Annotated in this window: 19 protein-coding genes and 2 tRNA genes; 14 read left to right on the forward strand and 7 right to left on the reverse strand. The window is 72.8% G+C overall.

Annotated elements, in window-relative coordinates; translation table 11 throughout:
- The first annotated feature begins 97 nt into the window (after positions 1-97).
- Positions 98-598, forward strand: a complete 501-nt coding sequence (locus QQX13_RS08995; protein ID WP_301122020.1) for a Dps family protein — start codon at positions 98-100, stop codon at positions 596-598.
- 61 nt (positions 599-659) lie between these two features.
- Here QQX13_RS08995 and cysE read toward each other — a convergent pair whose 3' ends face one another.
- Entirely contained in the window at positions 660-1,295 is a 636-nt protein-coding gene (gene cysE, locus QQX13_RS09000; protein ID WP_436968573.1) for a serine O-acetyltransferase, read from the reverse strand.
- Between the two features lie 73 nt (positions 1,296-1,368).
- Positions 1,369-2,304: a cysteine synthase A gene (cysK, locus tag QQX13_RS09005; RefSeq protein WP_301153169.1), complete on the reverse strand. Its 936-nt coding sequence runs from the start codon at positions 2,302-2,304 to the stop codon at positions 1,369-1,371.
- A 385-nt stretch (positions 2,305-2,689) separates the two neighbouring features.
- Between cysK and QQX13_RS09010 the strand changes: the two genes are divergently transcribed.
- The 6 genes from QQX13_RS09010 (at position 2,690) to QQX13_RS09035 (ending at position 8,541) form a co-directional block, all read left to right on the forward strand.
- Positions 2,690-3,157, forward strand: a complete 468-nt coding sequence (locus tag QQX13_RS09010) for an SRPBCC family protein (RefSeq protein WP_301122014.1) — start codon at positions 2,690-2,692, stop codon at positions 3,155-3,157.
- A gap of 46 nt (positions 3,158-3,203) precedes the next feature.
- Positions 3,204-3,671, forward strand: a complete 468-nt coding sequence (locus QQX13_RS09015; protein ID WP_301122012.1) for an SRPBCC family protein — start codon at positions 3,204-3,206, stop codon at positions 3,669-3,671.
- Positions 3,668-4,084, forward strand: coding sequence for a DUF1761 domain-containing protein (locus QQX13_RS09020; RefSeq protein ID WP_301153170.1), 417 nt, complete (start codon positions 3,668-3,670; stop codon positions 4,082-4,084). The genes QQX13_RS09015 and QQX13_RS09020 overlap by 4 nt, the downstream gene beginning before the upstream one ends.
- A gap of 64 nt (positions 4,085-4,148) precedes the next feature.
- Positions 4,149-4,565 (forward strand): DUF1761 domain-containing protein, encoded by a 417-nt coding sequence (locus tag QQX13_RS09025; RefSeq protein ID WP_301122008.1) that lies wholly within the window; start codon positions 4,149-4,151, stop codon positions 4,563-4,565.
- Positions 4,566-4,614: 49 nt separating this feature from the next.
- Complete coding sequence (locus QQX13_RS09030) at positions 4,615-5,562, forward strand: aldo/keto reductase (protein ID WP_301153172.1); 948 nt, start codon at positions 4,615-4,617, stop codon at positions 5,560-5,562.
- 99 nt (positions 5,563-5,661) lie between these two features.
- Positions 5,662-8,541 carry an aminotransferase gene (locus tag QQX13_RS09035; protein ID WP_301153173.1) on the forward strand — a complete coding sequence of 960 codons (2,880 nt, stop codon included), beginning with the start codon at positions 5,662-5,664 and terminating at the stop codon, positions 8,539-8,541.
- 79 nt (positions 8,542-8,620) lie between these two features.
- Here the strand turns inward: QQX13_RS09035 and QQX13_RS09040 are convergent.
- A tRNA-Gly gene (locus QQX13_RS09040) sits at positions 8,621-8,691 on the reverse strand.
- 90 nt (positions 8,692-8,781) lie between these two features.
- On the opposite strand from QQX13_RS09040, the gene QQX13_RS09045 reads away from it, so the two are divergent.
- Positions 8,782-8,858 (forward strand) — tRNA-Pro (locus tag QQX13_RS09045).
- Positions 8,859-8,915: 57 nt separating this feature from the next.
- On the opposite strand, the gene QQX13_RS09050 is transcribed toward QQX13_RS09045, so the two are convergent.
- On the reverse strand, positions 8,916-9,335 hold the full coding sequence (locus QQX13_RS09050; protein ID WP_301153174.1) for a DoxX family protein: 420 nt from the start codon (positions 9,333-9,335) through the stop codon (positions 8,916-8,918).
- A 72-nt stretch (positions 9,336-9,407) separates the two neighbouring features.
- On the reverse strand, positions 9,408-9,971 hold the full coding sequence (locus QQX13_RS09055; RefSeq protein ID WP_301153175.1) for a TetR/AcrR family transcriptional regulator: 564 nt from the start codon (positions 9,969-9,971) through the stop codon (positions 9,408-9,410).
- Positions 9,972-10,053: 82 nt separating this feature from the next.
- Here QQX13_RS09055 and QQX13_RS09060 point away from each other — a divergent pair, with 82 nt between their 5' ends.
- Positions 10,054-10,416, forward strand: a complete 363-nt coding sequence (locus QQX13_RS09060; RefSeq protein WP_301153176.1) for a DUF2568 domain-containing protein — start codon at positions 10,054-10,056, stop codon at positions 10,414-10,416.
- Positions 10,413-11,123 (forward strand): MBL fold metallo-hydrolase, encoded by a 711-nt coding sequence (locus QQX13_RS09065; RefSeq protein ID WP_301153178.1) that lies wholly within the window; start codon positions 10,413-10,415, stop codon positions 11,121-11,123. The genes QQX13_RS09060 and QQX13_RS09065 overlap by 4 nt, the downstream gene beginning before the upstream one ends.
- A 10-nt stretch (positions 11,124-11,133) precedes the next feature.
- On the opposite strand, the gene QQX13_RS09070 is transcribed toward QQX13_RS09065, so the two are convergent.
- The gene (locus QQX13_RS09070; RefSeq protein WP_301153179.1) at positions 11,134-11,529 is read right to left on the reverse strand and encodes a DUF1304 domain-containing protein; all 396 of its coding nucleotides are present in this window, start codon (positions 11,527-11,529) and stop codon (positions 11,134-11,136) included.
- 40 nt (positions 11,530-11,569) lie between these two features.
- On the opposite strand from QQX13_RS09070, the gene QQX13_RS09075 reads away from it, so the two are divergent.
- Entirely contained in the window at positions 11,570-12,166 is a 597-nt protein-coding gene (locus QQX13_RS09075; protein ID WP_301153181.1) for a cation efflux transmembrane domain-containing protein, read from the forward strand.
- A gap of 61 nt (positions 12,167-12,227) precedes the next feature.
- Positions 12,228-12,449 (forward strand): hypothetical protein, encoded by a 222-nt coding sequence (locus QQX13_RS09080; protein ID WP_301153182.1) that lies wholly within the window; start codon positions 12,228-12,230, stop codon positions 12,447-12,449.
- A gap of 8 nt (positions 12,450-12,457) precedes the next feature.
- On the opposite strand, the gene QQX13_RS09085 is transcribed toward QQX13_RS09080, so the two are convergent.
- Positions 12,458-13,042: a GNAT family N-acetyltransferase gene (locus QQX13_RS09085; RefSeq protein ID WP_301153183.1), complete on the reverse strand. Its 585-nt coding sequence runs from the start codon at positions 13,040-13,042 to the stop codon at positions 12,458-12,460.
- Positions 13,043-13,075: 33 nt separating this feature from the next.
- Here QQX13_RS09085 and QQX13_RS09090 point away from each other — a divergent pair, with 33 nt between their 5' ends.
- Together QQX13_RS09090 and QQX13_RS09095 are read left to right on the forward strand one after the other, a co-directional pair.
- Positions 13,076-13,636 (forward strand): NYN domain-containing protein, encoded by a 561-nt coding sequence (locus QQX13_RS09090; protein ID WP_301118606.1) that lies wholly within the window; start codon positions 13,076-13,078, stop codon positions 13,634-13,636.
- A 149-nt stretch (positions 13,637-13,785) separates the two neighbouring features.
- Positions 13,786-15,423 carry an alcohol dehydrogenase catalytic domain-containing protein gene (locus tag QQX13_RS09095; protein WP_301153184.1) on the forward strand — a complete coding sequence of 546 codons (1,638 nt, stop codon included), beginning with the start codon at positions 13,786-13,788 and terminating at the stop codon, positions 15,421-15,423.
- The last annotated feature ends 2 nt before the right edge of the window (positions 15,424-15,425 follow it).

Raw genomic sequence — 15,425 nt, forward strand, 5'->3', positions numbered from 1 at the left:
GTCCCGACGGGGAATGTTGACCAAGTCTTTGCTGTTGCCACCGAGTGACGGCGTGCCGCCCCGGTGCGCCGGAGAGCGAGAGACACCAGGAGGAATGATGGCGAGCAACGCTCCCGTGAAGACCACCGAGTCGACCCCCAAGATCGGCCTCAAGGTCGATGACCTCACGGCGATCAACGCCGGTCTCGGCCAGGTGCTGTCGGACACGTTCACCCTCTACCTGAAGACCCACGGCTACCACTGGAACGTGACCGGGCCGCACTTCCGGTCGCTGCACCTGCTCTTCGAGGAGCAGTACCAGGAGCTGTGGGCCGCCGCGGACGTGCTGGCGGAGCGCATGCGCGCGCTCGGCTCCGGCGCCCCGGGCTCCATGGCCGAGTTCCTCGAGCACGCGTCGATCGTCGACGACGAGCGCACCACGGACGCGATGACCATGGTCGAGAACCTGGCGCGCGACCACGAGACCCTGGCACGCCTGATCCGCCCGCTGGTCGAGGTCGCCGAGGACGCCGGAGACGGTGCCACCGCGGACCTGTTCAACGCGCGCCTCGCCGCGCACGAGCAGGCGGCGTGGATGCTCCGGTCCTTCGCGGCCTGACCCGCGCCCCGGACGCGACGGAGGCCCCCACCGACCGGTGGGGGCCTCCGTCGCGTCCGGCTCAGATGTAGTACATCGCCGGCTCGCGCACCGGCTCCGGCGGCTGGTCCGGATCGGGGTGACGGTGCGAGTCGCCCGCGTCCACCGCCGATGCGGCGGTCGACGCCTCGGTGGGCCCGGGGTGGCTGCGGATGACGGCTGGGATGCCGACCGCCGTGGCGCCGTCGGGGATGTCCTTCACCACGACGGCGTTCGCGCCGACGCGGGCGTCGGAGCCGACCCGCAGGGGTCCGAGCACCTTGGCGCCCGCGCCGATCACGACGCGGTCGCCGATGGTGGGGTGGCGCTTGCCGGGGCTCATCGTGGTGCCGCCCAGGTTGATGCCGTTGAACATCAGCACGTCGTCCCCGACCACGGCGGTCTCGCCGATCACGACCCCCGTGCCGTGGTCGATGAACAGCCGCCGCCCGAGCTGCGCGCCCGGGTGGATCTCGATCCCGGTCGCGCGACGCGCCCGCTGCGAGATCAGCCGGGCGTAGGACCGCATGCCGTGCCGCCAGAACCAGTGCGCGACCCGGTGGTACCAGACGGCGTGAACTCCCTGGTAGGAGCCCGCGATCACCCACCACGCGGGCGCCGCAGGATCGCGGCGCTGCACGGTGCGGATGTCCTCGAGCGCTCGGGCGAGCGCTGAGATGTCGGATGCCATCGGTACTGCCTTCCGGGAGGGGCTGGGGTGCTGGGGGACTGGAACGCGCGGGGCGTCCGCTTTAGTCCATCAGGTCGGCGTAGAGCACCGAGGAGAGGTAGCGCTCGCCGAACGAGGGGATGATCGCGACGATGGTCTTGCCGGCGTTCTCAGGGCGCTTGCCCAGCTCGATGGCGGCGTGGATCGCGGCGCCGGACGAGATGCCCACGAGCAGCCCCTCCTTGCGGGCGGCGGCGCGCGCGGTCGCGACCGCGGTCTCCGCGTCGACGTCGATGATCTCGTCGTAGATCTCGGTGTTGAGGATCTCCGGGACGAAGTTCGCGCCGATGCCCTGGATCTTGTGGGGGCCCGGCTGGCCGCCGTTGAGGATCGGGGACTCGGCCGGCTCGACCCCGACGATCTGCACGGAGGGCTTGCGAGCCTTGAGGACCTCGCCGACGCCGGTGATGGTGCCGCCGGTGCCGATGCCGGCGACCACGATGTCGACCTCGCCGTCCGTGTCGTTCCAGATCTCCTCGGCGGTGGTCCTGCGGTGGATCTCCGGGTTCGCCTCGTTCGCGAACTGGCGCGCCAGCACCGAGCCGGGACGCTCCTCGGCGATCTTGGTGGCCGCCTCGACCGCGCCGCGCATGCCCTCGGGCCCGGGCGTGAGGATCAGCTCCGCGCCGAAGGCGCGCAGCAGGGCGCGACGCTCCTTGGACATGGTCTCGGGCATGGTGAGCACGACGTTGTAGCCGCGCGCCGCGCCGACCATGGCGAGCGCGATGCCGGTGTTGCCGGACGTGGCCTCGACGATCGTGCCGCCGGGCTGGAGCGAGCCGTCCGCCTCGGCGGCGTCGACGATCGCGACGCCCAGGCGGTCCTTGACGGAGTTCGCGGGATTGTAGAACTCGAGCTTGCCGAGCACCGTGGCGTCGACGCCCTCGGTGAGCGTGTTGATGCGGACGAGCGGGGTGTTGCCGATGAGGGCGGTGGCGTCCTGATAGATGCGGGCCATGGCGGTGTCTTCCTGTTCCTTGAGTCGGGGACCTGCGTCGAGATGGTGCAACAACGGTGCATCGCGAACGATGCCGGGGCGAGCGCTGGGCGGCCGTGTCCCGTCGACCCGCGGGCGGGTTCGGGGGCGGTCAGCGCTCTACAGACAGCAGCAGACGCAGGCGCGGCAGCACATCGCGTCGGAGGAGCGCATCAGGCGGGCAGAGGCGGGCGCGGTGACCGCGCGGCGCTCGATGCTCATCGTCCTGACCTTTCGTCGCTCCGCCGCAAGGGTAGCGCCGGGCCGGGGGCGAGGCAACCCGTGCGGGCCTCCTGACGCGGCGGCGTTCCTGCTACTACGGTGGGAAGACGGGGTGCGGACGATGCCCCGGGCCAGGGAGGCGACGATGACGGGACCGCTCGACGTGGCCGTGGAGCGCGAGGGCCTGGTGCCGGCGACGGCCAAGGACGTGTGGCGCTGCGTGACCGAGCCCGATCTCCGGGTCGAGGTGTTCAGCATGGTCACGCAGGCCGTCACCGAGGCGGGTGAGCCCGGTCAGGTGGGCCACGTCCTCCAGTTCAGCGAGATCGACGCCGGGAGCGATCCGGTGGTGGTCCGGCTCACGACGATCGAGGTCGAGCCCTACCGGCGGCTGGTGCAGGAGCGCGTGGGTCCGGACGGCACGTTCACGTCCTCGACCTTCCTCGAGGAGACGCAGGACGGCACCCACGTGAGGCGTGTCTTCCACGTGTACAAGGCCGAGCCCAGCGTCGCCGAGCGCGCGATGCGCAAGGCGATCTCCACCTTCTTCACGCTCGGCGGCACGGTCCGGCTCAAGGCCGACATCGGGGACCTCATCAGGCACTTCTCCTGACCGGCGCGTTAGCCTGAGCGTGTTGAGGGCGCGAGGGAGAGAGAGCATGGTCGGGCACAGCATCAGCGTCGAGCGGGTCATCGCGGCCGAGCGCGAGCGCGTGTGGCAGGTCATCACGGACCTGGACTACTCACCCGAGGTGATCCGGTCGATCCAGTCCGTCGAGCGGGTGGCCGGCGAGGGCTGGGCCGTCGGCGTGCGGTGGCGGGAGACCCGGCGGCTGTGGGGCAGGTCGGAGACCGAGGAGATGTGGGTGGACGCCGTCGAGGCGCCGGTGTCCACCACGGTCGGCTCCCACTCGCGGGGCACGGACTACACGACCGTGTTCGCCCTCGAGGAGGTCGAGGGCGGCACGCTCCTGCGGATCGACTTCGGCGCCGAGACGCCGAACCCCGGGCCGGCGCAGCGGGTGGGGTGGCTGGTGTTCGGCAAGGCGGGCATGAGAGCGACGGAGAAGGCGCTCGAGGACGACCTCGAGGACATCGCTCGGGTCGCCGAGGAGGCGGCGGAGTGAGCTGGTTCACCGCCAGCCACATCGAGTGGCTCGCGGTCATCCTCGCGACCATCGCGACCTTCGTGGTCGGCTTCGCCTGGTACCACCCCCGCACGCTGGGCCCGCTGTGGATCCGGCTGGTCGGGCTCACCGAGGAGGAGGTGCGGACGGCGCCGCCGCTGCGGTTCGTGGCGACCGGCGTGGTCGCGTTCGTCACCGCGATCGTGCTGAACGTCCTGATGGTCGAGCTGTCGGTGCTCTCCGTGGGCGGGGGAGCGCTGTTCGGAGCCTTCCTCGCGTTCGTGATGCGGGCGGGCAACCAGGTGATCCATCACGGCTTCGAGCTCCGGCCCCACACCCTCACCCTGGTCAACGGCGGGCACGACATCGTGGCGCTCGCGGTCGCCGGGGCGATCATCGGGGCGTTCGTCTGACCCTGACGGTACTGTCGCCGTAGGCGGGGCCCTCGGGGCCGCGTCGCCGACTCGGGGAGGGGTCATGGACTGGTTCGATCTGGGCGCGATCAACTGGATCGCGGTGCTCGTGGCGTTCGTGGTGAGCTTCGCGCTCGGCTGGTGGTGGTACTCGCCCGCCGGCTTCTGGAACCTCTGGCGGGACAAGGCCGGCGTGACCGACGACCTGATGAAGGACGCGAACATGGGTGCCGCGTTCGGCGGGACGGTCGTGTTCAACGTGCTGGGCGTGATCCTGCTCGCGCTGCTGATGGCGGGGCTGGGGATCGACACGTGGTCGGGCGGGCTCGTGCTCGGCGCGCTGGTCGGCCTGATCTTCCGCGGAGGCGCCCACGCCATCCACAACGGCTTCGCCGTCCGCAGCCCCGCCGTCACCGCGATCGACACGGCGCACGACACGGTCGCGCTCGCGGTCGCGGGCGTGATCCTGGGACTCTTCTGAGAGAAGCGCGCGACGGGAATGATGCCCGGTCGGGGTGGTTGACGACAGTATGACTGCAGAGATCACCGCCCCCACCCTCGGAACCCTCGACCTGTCCGGCGCGCCGCTTGCGCTCGGCGGGAACGTCTTCGGCTGGACCGCCGATCGTGAGGCCTCCTTCGCGATCCTCGACGGCTTCGTCGCCGCCGGCGGCCGCATGATCGATACCGCCGACGCCTACTCGGCCTGGGCGCCCGGCAACAGCGGCGGCGAGTCCGAGACCGTGATCGGGGAGTGGCTGGCCGCCGGCCGGTCCCGCGACGACGTGCTCGTCGCCACCAAGGTGAGCCAGCACCCCGAGTTCGCGGGCCTCGCAGCGGCCAACGTCGCGGCCGCGGCGCGGGCGAGCCTGGCACGCCTCGGCACCGACCGCCTCGACCTCTACTACGCCCACTTCGACGACGCGTCCACGCCGCTCGAGGAGACGGTCGCCGCCTTCTCCACCCTGGTCGACCAGGGCCTGGTGCGGGAGATCGGGATCTCGAACTACAGCGCGGCTCGCATCGACGAGTGGATGGCGATCGTGGAGCGCGAGGGCCTGCACCGGCCCGTCGCCCTGCAGCCGCACTACAACCTGATGGAGCGCGACTTCGAGACGGAGCTGCGGGCCGCCGCCGAGCGCCACGGGCTCGGAGTCCTGCCCTACTGGGCGCTCGCCAAGGGCTTCCTCACCGGCAAGTACCGCGACGGTGCGGAGGTCGACAGCCAGCGGGCCGGACAGGCCGCCGAGTACCTCGACGACCGTGGGCGCGCTGTGCTCGCGGCGCTCGACGCCGCCGCGGCCGCGCATGACGTGCCGGTCGCGACCGTCGCGCTCGCGTGGCTGCGCTCGCAGCCCACCGTGGTCGCGCCGATCGCCTCCGCGCGCACGGTCGGCCAGCTCGACCCGCTGATCGAGGCGCTCACGCTCGAGCTCACCGAGGACGAGGTCCAGGCCCTCACCGACGCCTCGGCCTGACGCCGTCCGGACATGCCGCCCGGACGGGCGGCACAGTCCGGTCGGAACGCGGCGCTCCGCCCCTCCCGCCGGTGCGGTCGACCGTGCGACGATGCGCGCGTGGACACCACAGCATCGTTCCCGCGGCTCGATCACGACGCGGCGACCGCCTTGGTGCGGCAGGCCTGGGGACTGGACGTGACGGACATCCGCGACCTGGGCAGCAACGAGGACCAGAACCTCCTCGCCACCCTCGCGGACGGCCGGCGAGCGCTGCTCAAGGTCTCCCACCCGGGCATCGCACCCGCGGCGCTCGACGCGCAGCACGCGGCGGTGGCCCACCTGTCGGGGCGCGGGATCGGCGCGCTCCTGCCGTCGCCCTGGCCCGCGCTGGACGGCGGGACGGTGGTGCCGCTCGCGGCGCCGGAGCGGCCCGCGCACGCGAGGGTGCTCGACTTCCTCGACGGCACGCCGCCCGGGGGTGCACGACGGCTCCCCTCCGGGCTGGCCGCGAGCCTCGGCGCCGTGGCCGGACGCGTGGTCGCCGGGCTGGAGGGGTGGAGCCATGAGGCGCTCTCCGCGGGCGGGCCGTGGGACCTGCGCGAGGCATCGGCCGTGGTCGCGGAGGCGGTTCCGCTGCTCGATGCCGGCGAGCGGGATCGGGTCGCGGTCGCGATGGCCCGCGCGGACGCCGCCCTCGCGTCGCTCGCCGACGCGCTGCCGGTGCAGCCCATCCACGGCGACCTCACCGAGGACAACGTGGTGCTCGCGGCGGACGGGGCGCTCGCCGGGGTGATCGACCTGGGCGACCTGGGCACGTCATGGCGCGTGGCGGAGCTGGCGATCGCGCTGTGCGCACTGCTCCATCGCGGCGACGCTGCCATGTCCGACGTGCTGGCCGCCGCCGCGGCGTTCGACCGTGAGGCGCCGCTGACGGAGCCGGAGCTCCGGGCCCTGTGGCCGCTCGTCGTGCGTCGAGCGGCGGTGCTGGTCGCGGCGGGCGCCCGGGTCCGCGCCGAGGATCCCGGGAACGCCTACGCGGAGGCGCGCCGCCTGCTCGAGGCCCGCATGCTCGAGACCGCGCTGCGGTGGGCGTCGGGCGAGGCCGAGCTGCTCCTGCGCGACGCGCTCGGCCGCGTTCCCGCGGTCGACTGGAGCGGCGCGCGCCCGCTGATCGACCTCGGATCCGCTGCGGTCATCGACCTGTCGGTCACGTCCGCGGTGCACGACTCCGGTGCCTGGCTGGAGCCGTACCGCCCCATGGGCGTGCTGGCGGCCGCACGGGACGGCGCGGGAGCCGCGGTCACCCGCTACGGCGAGCACCGCCTCGACGTGCAGGCGGGGCAGGGCTACGCGCCGCGCTCCTACGCCCTCGCGATCGAGGGCGCGGTCGACGGCGGCGCCGTGCTGACCGCGCCGTGCGACGGATGGGTCGAGGAGGCGCGGGGCGCCGTGCGCCTCACCTGCGACGTCGGGCCCGCGATCCTGCTGACCGGGGCCACGGCGCTGGTCGAGGGGCGGGTCGCGGCGGGCGAGCCCCTGGCGCGGGTGCGCGACAACGGGATCGTCGGCGTGCAGGCCTCGGCAGTCGCGGATGCCTGGCCGCCCGCGCGTGTGGCGGCGGGGCACGAGGGCGCGTGGCGGCGGCTCTGCCCCGACCCCTCGGCACTGCTCGGCAGGAAGCCGGCCGTCGCATCGTCCCCCGACGAGCCGGGTCTTCTCGCCGCGCGGACCCGGGCGTTCGCGCCGGTCCAGGAGCACTACTACGAGGCGCCGCCGCGGATCGAGCGCGGCTGGCGCCACCATCTGATCGACGTCCGCGGGCGCGGCTACCTCGACATGGTGAACAACGTGGCGATCCTCGGGCACGGGGAGCCGCGGATCGCTGACGCCGTCGACCGCCAGCTGCGGCTGCTCAACACCAACTCGAGGTTCCACTACGGCGCGGTGGTCGAGCTCTCCGAGGCGCTCGCGGCCCGCGCTCCCGAGGGGCTCGACACGGTGCTGCTGGTCAACTCGGGTTCGGAGGCGGTGGACCTCGCGCTGCGGATGGTGCGTGCGGCGACCGGGCGCTCGGACGTGCTCGCCCTCACCGAGGCGTACCACGGGTGGACCGTGGGCTCCGATGCCGTCTCGACGTCGCTGGGCGACAACCCGCACGCGCTCGCCACGCGACCCGACTGGGTGCACCTGCTCGACGCGCCCAACGCCTACCGCGGGCGTCACCGGGGTCCCGACGCGGGGCGGTACCTGGACGACGCGCTCGGGAGGCTCGAGGAGCTCGACTCCGCGGGGGTGTCGCTCGCGGGGCTCATCGCGGAGCCGATCTTCGGCAACGGGGGAGGGATCCTGCTGCCCGGCGGCTACCTGGCCGGCCTGGCGTCGGCGGTGCGGGAGCGCGGCGGGCTGGTGATCTCGGACGAGGTCCAGGTGGGCTACGGCCGGCTCGGCGCGCACTTCTGGGGCTTCGAGCAGCAGGGCCTGGTGCCCGACCTGATCGCCGTCGCCAAGGCGATTGGGAACGGACATCCGTTGGGGGCGGTGATCACCACGCGGGCGATCGCGGAGGCGTTCGCGGTCGAAGGCTCGTTCTTCGCCTCGGCGGGCGGGAGCCCGGTGAGCTGCGTGGTCGGATCGACGGTACTGCGCGTGCTCGACGAGGACGGGCTGCAGGAGAACGCCCGCGTGGTCGGCGCGCTGCTCGCCGACGGTCTCCGGTTGCTCACGCGCCGCCACCCCGCGCTCGGGGCGGTGCACGGGATGGGGCTGTACCTGGGCGTCGAGGTGGTGGCCGGCGGTCCGGACGCGCCCGACCCCGTCGCGGCCCGTGAGATCTGCGAGGATCTGCTGACCGAGGGCGTGATCGTGCAGCCCACGGGGGACCACAAGAACGTGCTGAAGATCAAGCCGCCGCTCACCATCGACGCGGCGGCCGTGCGGCGCTTCCTCGGGGCGCTCGGGCGGGTCATGGAGCTCCGGGAGGCCCGTGCGGCGCTGTGACGCGCATCGTCCCTGCCCGAAATGGAGAATCGGGGTACGAAACCCGACGGTTTCGTACCCCGATTGTCCATCTCGCGAGAGCGGGTGACGGGAATCGAACCCGCACCATCAGTTTGGAAGACTGAGGCTCTACCATTGAGCTACACCCGCGTTGCCTGCCCGCGATGCCGCGTGCTCAGCGCGTACTAGAGTAGCGGAGCCTTGCCGATGCGGGGTACCGCGCCCGCGCCACGGGTGCGACGGGGTGTAGCGCAGCTTGGTAGCGCATCTGCTTTGGGAGCAGAGGGTCGCAGGTTCAAATCCTGTCACCCCGACCATGCACGAGGGGCCGGATCCGCGCGGATCCGGCCCCTCGTGCGTGCGGGTGCGGCGCGTCAGGCGAGCGTGATGAGCGGCTCGGTGATCGTGAGGCCCATGGCCGCGCCCTGGCTCGCGAAGAGCAGGAACAGCGCGAGCGCGCCGCCGATGAGGCCCAGGTTCTTGTTGAAGGAGATCTGCTCGGTCTGCTTGGCCTGAGCGTCGCTCTCCTTCCAGTACGCGTGCATGAAGAAGGTGATCGGGATGAGGGTCGCGGCGATCAGCAGCGCGCCGATCTCGCCCCAGACGCCCAGCAGGATCATCACGCCGCCGATGCCCATGGCGACGCCGGACAGGATCACGCCGGCCTTGCCGCCCGGCGCGCCCTTGTAGGCGGCGTACTGCGCCATGGCGTTGGCGGCCGCGATGTGGCCGAACGCGGAGAACAGGAAGATGAGCGCGACCAGGATGCGCGCGACCAGGAAGACGATGTCCATGGGATACCCCTCGGTTGGTTGTAGGTTGAACTAACGAGGGAGACTGTAGGGCGTGATTGGTTGAGGTGTCAACTACCGCGTCGCTCTCAGCGCCTCGATCAGCGCCTCGACCCCGTACGCGAAGGCTCGGTCGAGGTCTCCGTCGAGGTGGAAGGCGCCCGCGAGCTCCATCGACAGGAAGCCGGAGGCCCACGCGGTCACGGTCCGCGCGGCGTCGAGCGCGCGCTCGGCGCCGGCGAGTCGCGCGGCGACCTCGAGGATCGGCTCCGCCGCGTCCGCGTATGCCCCCGCGTCGAGCGCCGACTCCTCCGCGGCGGGGGAGAACATCGCGCCGAACGCGTGGGGGTCGCGGCGGGCGAAGCCGCGCAGTGCGGCCGCCATCGCGCGCAGGTCCTCGCCGGCGTCCACGCCGACCGCGGCGCTCGCGAGCAGGCTACGGACCTCGCGGGCGATGTCGCCGACGATCAACCGGACCAGGTCGGCCCGGTTCGCCACATGCTTGTACAGCGACGGCGGACGCACCCCGACCTCGGAGGCGACGCGCTGCATCGTCAGCCCCTCCATGCCCGCGTCCGACAGGACGGAGCGCCCCGCGGCGACGATGCGCTCCACCGAGGTGCGAGACGGTGCTGGCATGCGGGCCCCTCCTTTGGCTATTGACATTAGCCATGATGGCTACGTATGTTAGCCATGGTAGTCGATGACGGAGGTGCGAACGATGATCGCCACGAATCTCGCGGTGCGATTCCTGCTCGAGGTCGCAGGTCTCGCCGCGCTCGCGTACGCAGGGACCCAGGTCGCCGATGGTGCCTGGGGGTGGGTGCTCGCGGCGGCGCTCCCGGCGGCGATGATCGCCCTGTGGGCCCGGGTCGCGGCCCCGAAGGCCCGCACCGGCCTGTCGCAGGAGGCGCGCCAACGGCTCGGTTCCGGGATCCTGCTCCTCGCCGCGGTCGCGCTGGCGATCGCGGGCGCGCCGGGGCTCGCCGTCGCATACGCCGTCGCGGTCGTCGCGAACACGGTCCTGCTCGGGGTGCTCGGCGCGGCCGACACGCTTGCCGCGGTCGAGGCGGTGGCGCGATGAGGCTCGCGGATGGGCTGCACCGGATCGGCAACGAGATCGTCGCCTGCTACCTGGTCGAGGACTCGTCCGGGCTGACGCTGGTCGACGCAGGGCTCCCGGGACAGTGGCGCGAGCTCGTGGCCGAGCTCGGGGCCATGGGGCGCGAGGTGTCCGACATCCGCGCGGTGGTGCTCACCCACGGCGACGAGGACCACATCGGCTTCGCCGAGCGCCTGCGCCGGGATCACGGGATCCCGGTGCTGGTGCATGGCGCGGACGCGGGCCGGGCGCGTGGTGAGGGCAAGCCGTCGACGCCGTGGGGAAGCTGGCGCCTGGGGCCAGCGCTCCGATTCCTCGCGTACGCGGCGCGTCGGGGCGGGCTGCGCGCCGCCCCGCTCACCGAGGTCGCGACCTTCGAGGCGGGCGAGGTGCTGGACGTGCCCGGCGATCCCCGGGTGATCGGGATGCCCGGGCACTCGCCCGGATCCGTCGCCCTCCACTTCCCCCGTGCGCGCGCCGTCATGGTCGGGGATGCGCTCACGACCCGCCACGTGCTCACGGGCGCTGAGGGACCGGCTCCTGCCCCGTTCACGGACGCCCCGGCTCAGGCGGCGTCCTCCCTGGACGCGCTCGCGGGGCTCGACGTGGACTGGGTGCTGCCGGGGCACGGCGAACCGTGGAGCGGCGGGGTCGAGGAGCTCGTCCGGCAGTACCGCGCGGCCTCCTGAGCCTGCGGCCTCAGCCCGCGAGGAGGCCGACGGTGAGCAGGATCAGCGCGAGCGCCGGCAGCGCCCCCTGCACGGCGGCCGCGCGGCTGTAGGTCCGCCCGCCCGACGCCAGGAGCACCGCCGCGGCGGCCGCCATCGAGCCGCAGCCCGCGTACACGAGCGCGGCCCCGGCGGCCTCGGACCCCGTCCAGAGAAGGACGATGCCGACCGCCGTCACCACCGCGAGGAAGAGGTTGTAGAACCCCTGGTTGAACGCCAGTCCCCGGGTGACCCGCGCATCGTCCTCCGACGCGATCCCGAACACCGCCCGCGTCCGCGGCGTCATCCAGGTGACGGACTCGAGCCACCAGATGTACACGTGGATGGCGGCGGCGAGCGCGGCCAGGACGAGCGCGGCGACGGTCATGGTGCTCCTCGGCGTCGGTGGGACCTGCGACGATGCTCCCATGACCAACGTCGCAGCGCTCCGCCGGGCCGTCATGGCCGTGGCGCTCATCAACCTGGGCTACGGGATCGTCGAGTTCACCGTGTCCCAGCTGATCGGCTCGGTCTCGCTGGTCGCGGACTCCGTCGACTTCCTCGAGGACGCCGCGCTCAACCTGCTCATCTTCTTCGCGTTCACCTGGTCGCTCCGCCGTCGCGCGAAGGTGGGCCACGTGCTCGCGGTGATCATCTTCATCCCATCCGTGTTCACGCTGGTCACCGCCGTGATCAAGATCATGGACCCCACGCGCCCCGACACGGTGCCCATGTCGCTCGCGGCGCTCGGCGCGCTGATCGCCAACCTCGCCGCCGCGGCGATCCTCGCCCGGCATCGTCACCACGGCGGATCGCTGGCGCGCGCGGCGTGGCTCTCGGCGAGAAACGATGCGCTCGCGAACGTCGCGGTGATCGCGGCGGCCCTGGTCGCGCTCGCGTGGGTGTCGGGATGGCCCGACATCATCGTCGGGATCGGCATCGCCTATCTCAACGCCGACGCCGGCATCAAGGTCTGGCGCGCGGCCACCAAGGAGCGGCTCGAGGCGAAGTACGCGGAGGCCTGAGGTCCCGGCTCCGGAATACCCGATGGGGTATACGCTCCGAAGTGGACCGAAGGAGGCTCCCATGGGATTCGTACGCTTCATGAGCTCGACCGCAGGACGGTGGACCCGCTCGCTCGCGGGCGTCGCGCTCGTCGTGGCCGCGGTGTCGCTCGGCGGTGCCTGGCTCTGGCTCATCGCGCCGGGCGCGGTGTTCATCCTGGTCGGACTGCTCGACGTGTGCCTGCTCGCGCCGCTGTTCCGCATGCCCCTGGCGGGCCGGAAGGTCCGCGACCGGGTCGCCTGACCGGGCGCTCAGGCGAGCTCGAGCCGCATGACCGCCCGCGCGGTCGTGGGGCGGGACACGACCGCGAGCCCCGCCGCCGCGAAGATCCCCACCGATCCCACGTAGAGGTCGGAGACGGTCGCGTCGCCCGCCCGCGGGTAGCCCTCGACGGCCGTCGCGCCGCCCTGGCGTGCGTGATCGACCGCGGCGACGGCGAGCGCCTTCGCGAGCCCCAGGCCCCGGAAGCCCTTCCTCACCACGAAGCACGTGATCGCCCACACGTCGGCATCGTCCCGATCCTCGTCGCGCCCGCTCCACGGGATCCGCGCGGTGCGCAGGCGCGGATAGGCCGTCCGCGGCTCGACCGCGACCCACGCGGCGGGCTCGCCGTCGACGTAGGCCAGCAGCCCGGACGTGGGCGCGTCGGGCCGCCCGCAGCCGGCCTGCTCCTCGAGCCTCGCCGCGCGCGCCTCGCGGCCGGTCGCCTTCCAGTCCCGCTGGGCCAGCTTGAACCACTGGCACCGGCAGCCGTTCGCATCGCCGCCCTCCCGCATCACCAGGTCGAGATCGGCGCCGGACGCCAGATTCGCAGGGACGATGCGCGGCTGGGTCATGCGGTCACGCTACCGGCGCCGTAGTCTCATCGCATGGCAGACTCCTCGCGGCTCACGTACGTCCTGGTCGATGGCGAGAACATCGACGCCACGCTCGGCACCTCGATCCTGGGCCGCCGCCCCAAGCCGGAGGAGCGGCCGCGGTGGGAGAGGGTGCTGCGCCACATCGAGCAGCGCTGGGGTCAGCCCGCGCAGGGGCTGTTCTTCCTCGCCGCGAACAACGAGCTGCCGATGACGTTCGTGCAGGCGCTCCTGGCGATCGGCTTCCGTCCCGTGCCGCTGTCGGGGTCCGCGGGGGAGAAGGTCGTGGACATCGCGATCCAGCGCACCCTCGACGCGCTCGCGGAGCGTGACGCGGACGTGCTGCTGGTGAGCAACGACGGCGACTTTGTGGACCACGTCGACGAGCTCCTCGACGGCCGCCGCGTCGGCGTCGCCGGGTTCGTGGAGTTCCGCAACAACGGCTTCATCCAGCTCCAGTCGCAGGGCCTCGAGTTCTTCGACATGGAGTACGACATCCATGCCTTCAACGAGCCGCTGCCGCGCGTGCGGATCATCCCGATCGAGGACTTCGACCCGCTCGAGTTCCTGTAGGGGCGTGCGCTCGCCGCGCCGTCGGCGCCGGCCGGCATGTGAATCTCGATTAACAAAATGCGTGACAACCGCGCCTCGGCGCGGCAGACTGAGGGCGTCCTCGCGCCCGCGTCCCGGGCGCGGTACAGCGTCGTACGAAGGGATGCGGGATGAGCATCGATGCCTCCGCGCCGCCGGTGGTGGCGCTCGCCGCCACCGTGCGGGAGCCGGGTGGCGCCCCCGAGATCGCCGAGGTGCGGCTCGATGCGCTCCGTGCGGACGAGGTGCTGGTCGCGGTCGCCGCGTCGGGCGTCTGCCACACGGATCTGACCGCGCTCGACGGGGGCGTCGGCTACTCGTTCCCCGCGGTGTTCGGCCACGAGGGCGCCGGCACGGTGGTCGAGGTGGGATCGGGCGTGACCCGCGTGGCGCCGGGAGACCGTGTGGTGCTGACCTTCGACTCGTGCGGGGCCTGTCGACGCTGCCGCGACGGGCATCCGGCGTCGTGCGAGGAGTTCGCGGCGCGCAACTACCTGGGCGCCCGCGCCGACGGCTCGCCCACGCTGCGCGACTCCGCCGGGGAGCCGGTGGCCGCCGCCTGGATGGCGCAGTCGTCCTGGGCCACGCACGCGATCGCGCGCGAGACCAACGTGGTGCGGATCGGGGATCACATCCCGTTCGCGCTCGCGGCGCCGCTCGGCTGCGGCGTGCTCACCGGCGCGGGCACGGTGCTCCGCGTCCTCCGGCCCACCGACCGCGACTCGCTGCTCGTGATGGGCGCCGGCACCGTGGGGCTGTCGGCGGTGATGGTGGCGCGCTCGCTCGGATGCGCGACCATCACGGTGGTCGAGCCGGACGTCGCGCGCCGCTCGCTCGCGATCGACCTGGGCGCGGACCTGGTGGTCGCGCCCGACGCGTTCGACCCACGGGCCGCGGCGCACGACCTCGCGATCGACACGGTCGGCACCCAGGACTCGCTCGACGCCGCGCTCGGTGGGCTCGCGTCGCCGGGCGTGTGCGCCACCGTCGCCCTGCGGCCGGGGGCGAACCGGGTGACGGTGAGCCAGACGGCCCTCCTGTGGGGCCGCACCCTGGTCGGAGTGATCGAGGGGGACGCGATGCCCGACGCGACCATCCCGCTCCTGGTCGCGATGTGGAGGGCGGGTCTGCTGCCGCTCGAACGGCTGGTGGTGCCGTTCCGCTTCGAGCGGGTGGACGATGCGGTGGGCGCCGCGCGCGTCGGGCGCGCCGTCAAGGCCGTGCTCCTGCTCGGCGACGAGTCGGTGCCGCCCGCACGACGTCCCCGCACGGCGACCGCCGCGGACCGGGTCAGACGGATCGCCGCCTCCGGCGCGGGCGAGGCCGACGAGCTCGCGATGCTGTGGGACCTGCTCCCGCCGGTGCGCGCCGACGACCTGCGAGGCCTCTGGCACGGCGCCGGCATCGACACCGGGCATCGCACCCAGCAGTTGCTGGTGCGGTCGCGCTGGTACGGCAAGAACTTCATCGACGCCGAGACCGTGCAGCCGCTGGTGGTGCGCGACGAGCACGGGGAGCTCCGGTCCGCCTCCACGCTCGCGGGCGGCGCCGGGGCGTGGCTCGCCGACTCCGCGCACCGTGGGAAGGTCACGGCGACCATGAGCTACGACGCGCGCCCCCTCCACGACCACTTCGTGCGCGTCGACGCGGACACGCTGCTCGGCGTGATGGCCGGGCGGGGCGCCCTCGACGACGGCCGTCCCTACTACTTCGTGCTCGAGCGCGACCCGCGCGGCGAGGTCGGACCCCTGCCGGAGCTCGACTCCTGAGC

Origin of the sequence: Demequina lignilytica, from assembly GCF_030418375.1 — a bacterium.
Classification (GTDB): domain Bacteria; phylum Actinomycetota; class Actinomycetes; order Actinomycetales; family Demequinaceae; genus Demequina; species Demequina lignilytica.

Bases quoted from the DNA above. Each gene is read 5' to 3' on its own strand.
- QQX13_RS09095 (WP_301153184.1), top strand. From the start codon at position 13,786: ATGAGCATCGATGCCTCCGCGCCGCCGGTGGTGGCGCTCGCCGCCACC.
- QQX13_RS09015 (WP_301122012.1), top strand. From the start codon at position 3,204: ATGGTCGGGCACAGCATCAGCGTCGAGCGGGTCATCGCGGCCGAGCGC.
- QQX13_RS09050 (WP_301153174.1), bottom strand. From the start codon at position 9,335: ATGGACATCGTCTTCCTGGTCGCGCGCATCCTGGTCGCGCTCATCTTC.
- QQX13_RS09055 (WP_301153175.1), bottom strand. From the start codon at position 9,971: ATGCCAGCACCGTCTCGCACCTCGGTGGAGCGCATCGTCGCCGCGGGG.
- QQX13_RS09075 (WP_301153181.1), top strand. From the start codon at position 11,570: ATGACCAACGTCGCAGCGCTCCGCCGGGCCGTCATGGCCGTGGCGCTC.
- QQX13_RS09010 (WP_301122014.1), top strand. From the start codon at position 2,690: ATGACGGGACCGCTCGACGTGGCCGTGGAGCGCGAGGGCCTGGTGCCG.
- QQX13_RS08995 (WP_301122020.1), top strand. From the start codon at position 98: ATGGCGAGCAACGCTCCCGTGAAGACCACCGAGTCGACCCCCAAGATC.
- QQX13_RS09065 (WP_301153178.1), top strand. From the start codon at position 10,413: ATGAGGCTCGCGGATGGGCTGCACCGGATCGGCAACGAGATCGTCGCC.
- QQX13_RS09085 (WP_301153183.1), bottom strand. From the start codon at position 13,042: ATGACCCAGCCGCGCATCGTCCCTGCGAATCTGGCGTCCGGCGCCGAT.
- QQX13_RS09090 (WP_301118606.1), top strand. From the start codon at position 13,076: ATGGCAGACTCCTCGCGGCTCACGTACGTCCTGGTCGATGGCGAGAAC.
- QQX13_RS09030 (WP_301153172.1), top strand. From the start codon at position 4,615: ATGACTGCAGAGATCACCGCCCCCACCCTCGGAACCCTCGACCTGTCC.
- cysK (WP_301153169.1), bottom strand. From the start codon at position 2,304: ATGGCCCGCATCTATCAGGACGCCACCGCCCTCATCGGCAACACCCCG.
- QQX13_RS09060 (WP_301153176.1), top strand. From the start codon at position 10,054: ATGATCGCCACGAATCTCGCGGTGCGATTCCTGCTCGAGGTCGCAGGT.
- QQX13_RS09070 (WP_301153179.1), bottom strand. From the start codon at position 11,529: ATGACCGTCGCCGCGCTCGTCCTGGCCGCGCTCGCCGCCGCCATCCAC.
- QQX13_RS09080 (WP_301153182.1), top strand. From the start codon at position 12,228: ATGGGATTCGTACGCTTCATGAGCTCGACCGCAGGACGGTGGACCCGC.
- QQX13_RS09025 (WP_301122008.1), top strand. From the start codon at position 4,149: ATGGACTGGTTCGATCTGGGCGCGATCAACTGGATCGCGGTGCTCGTG.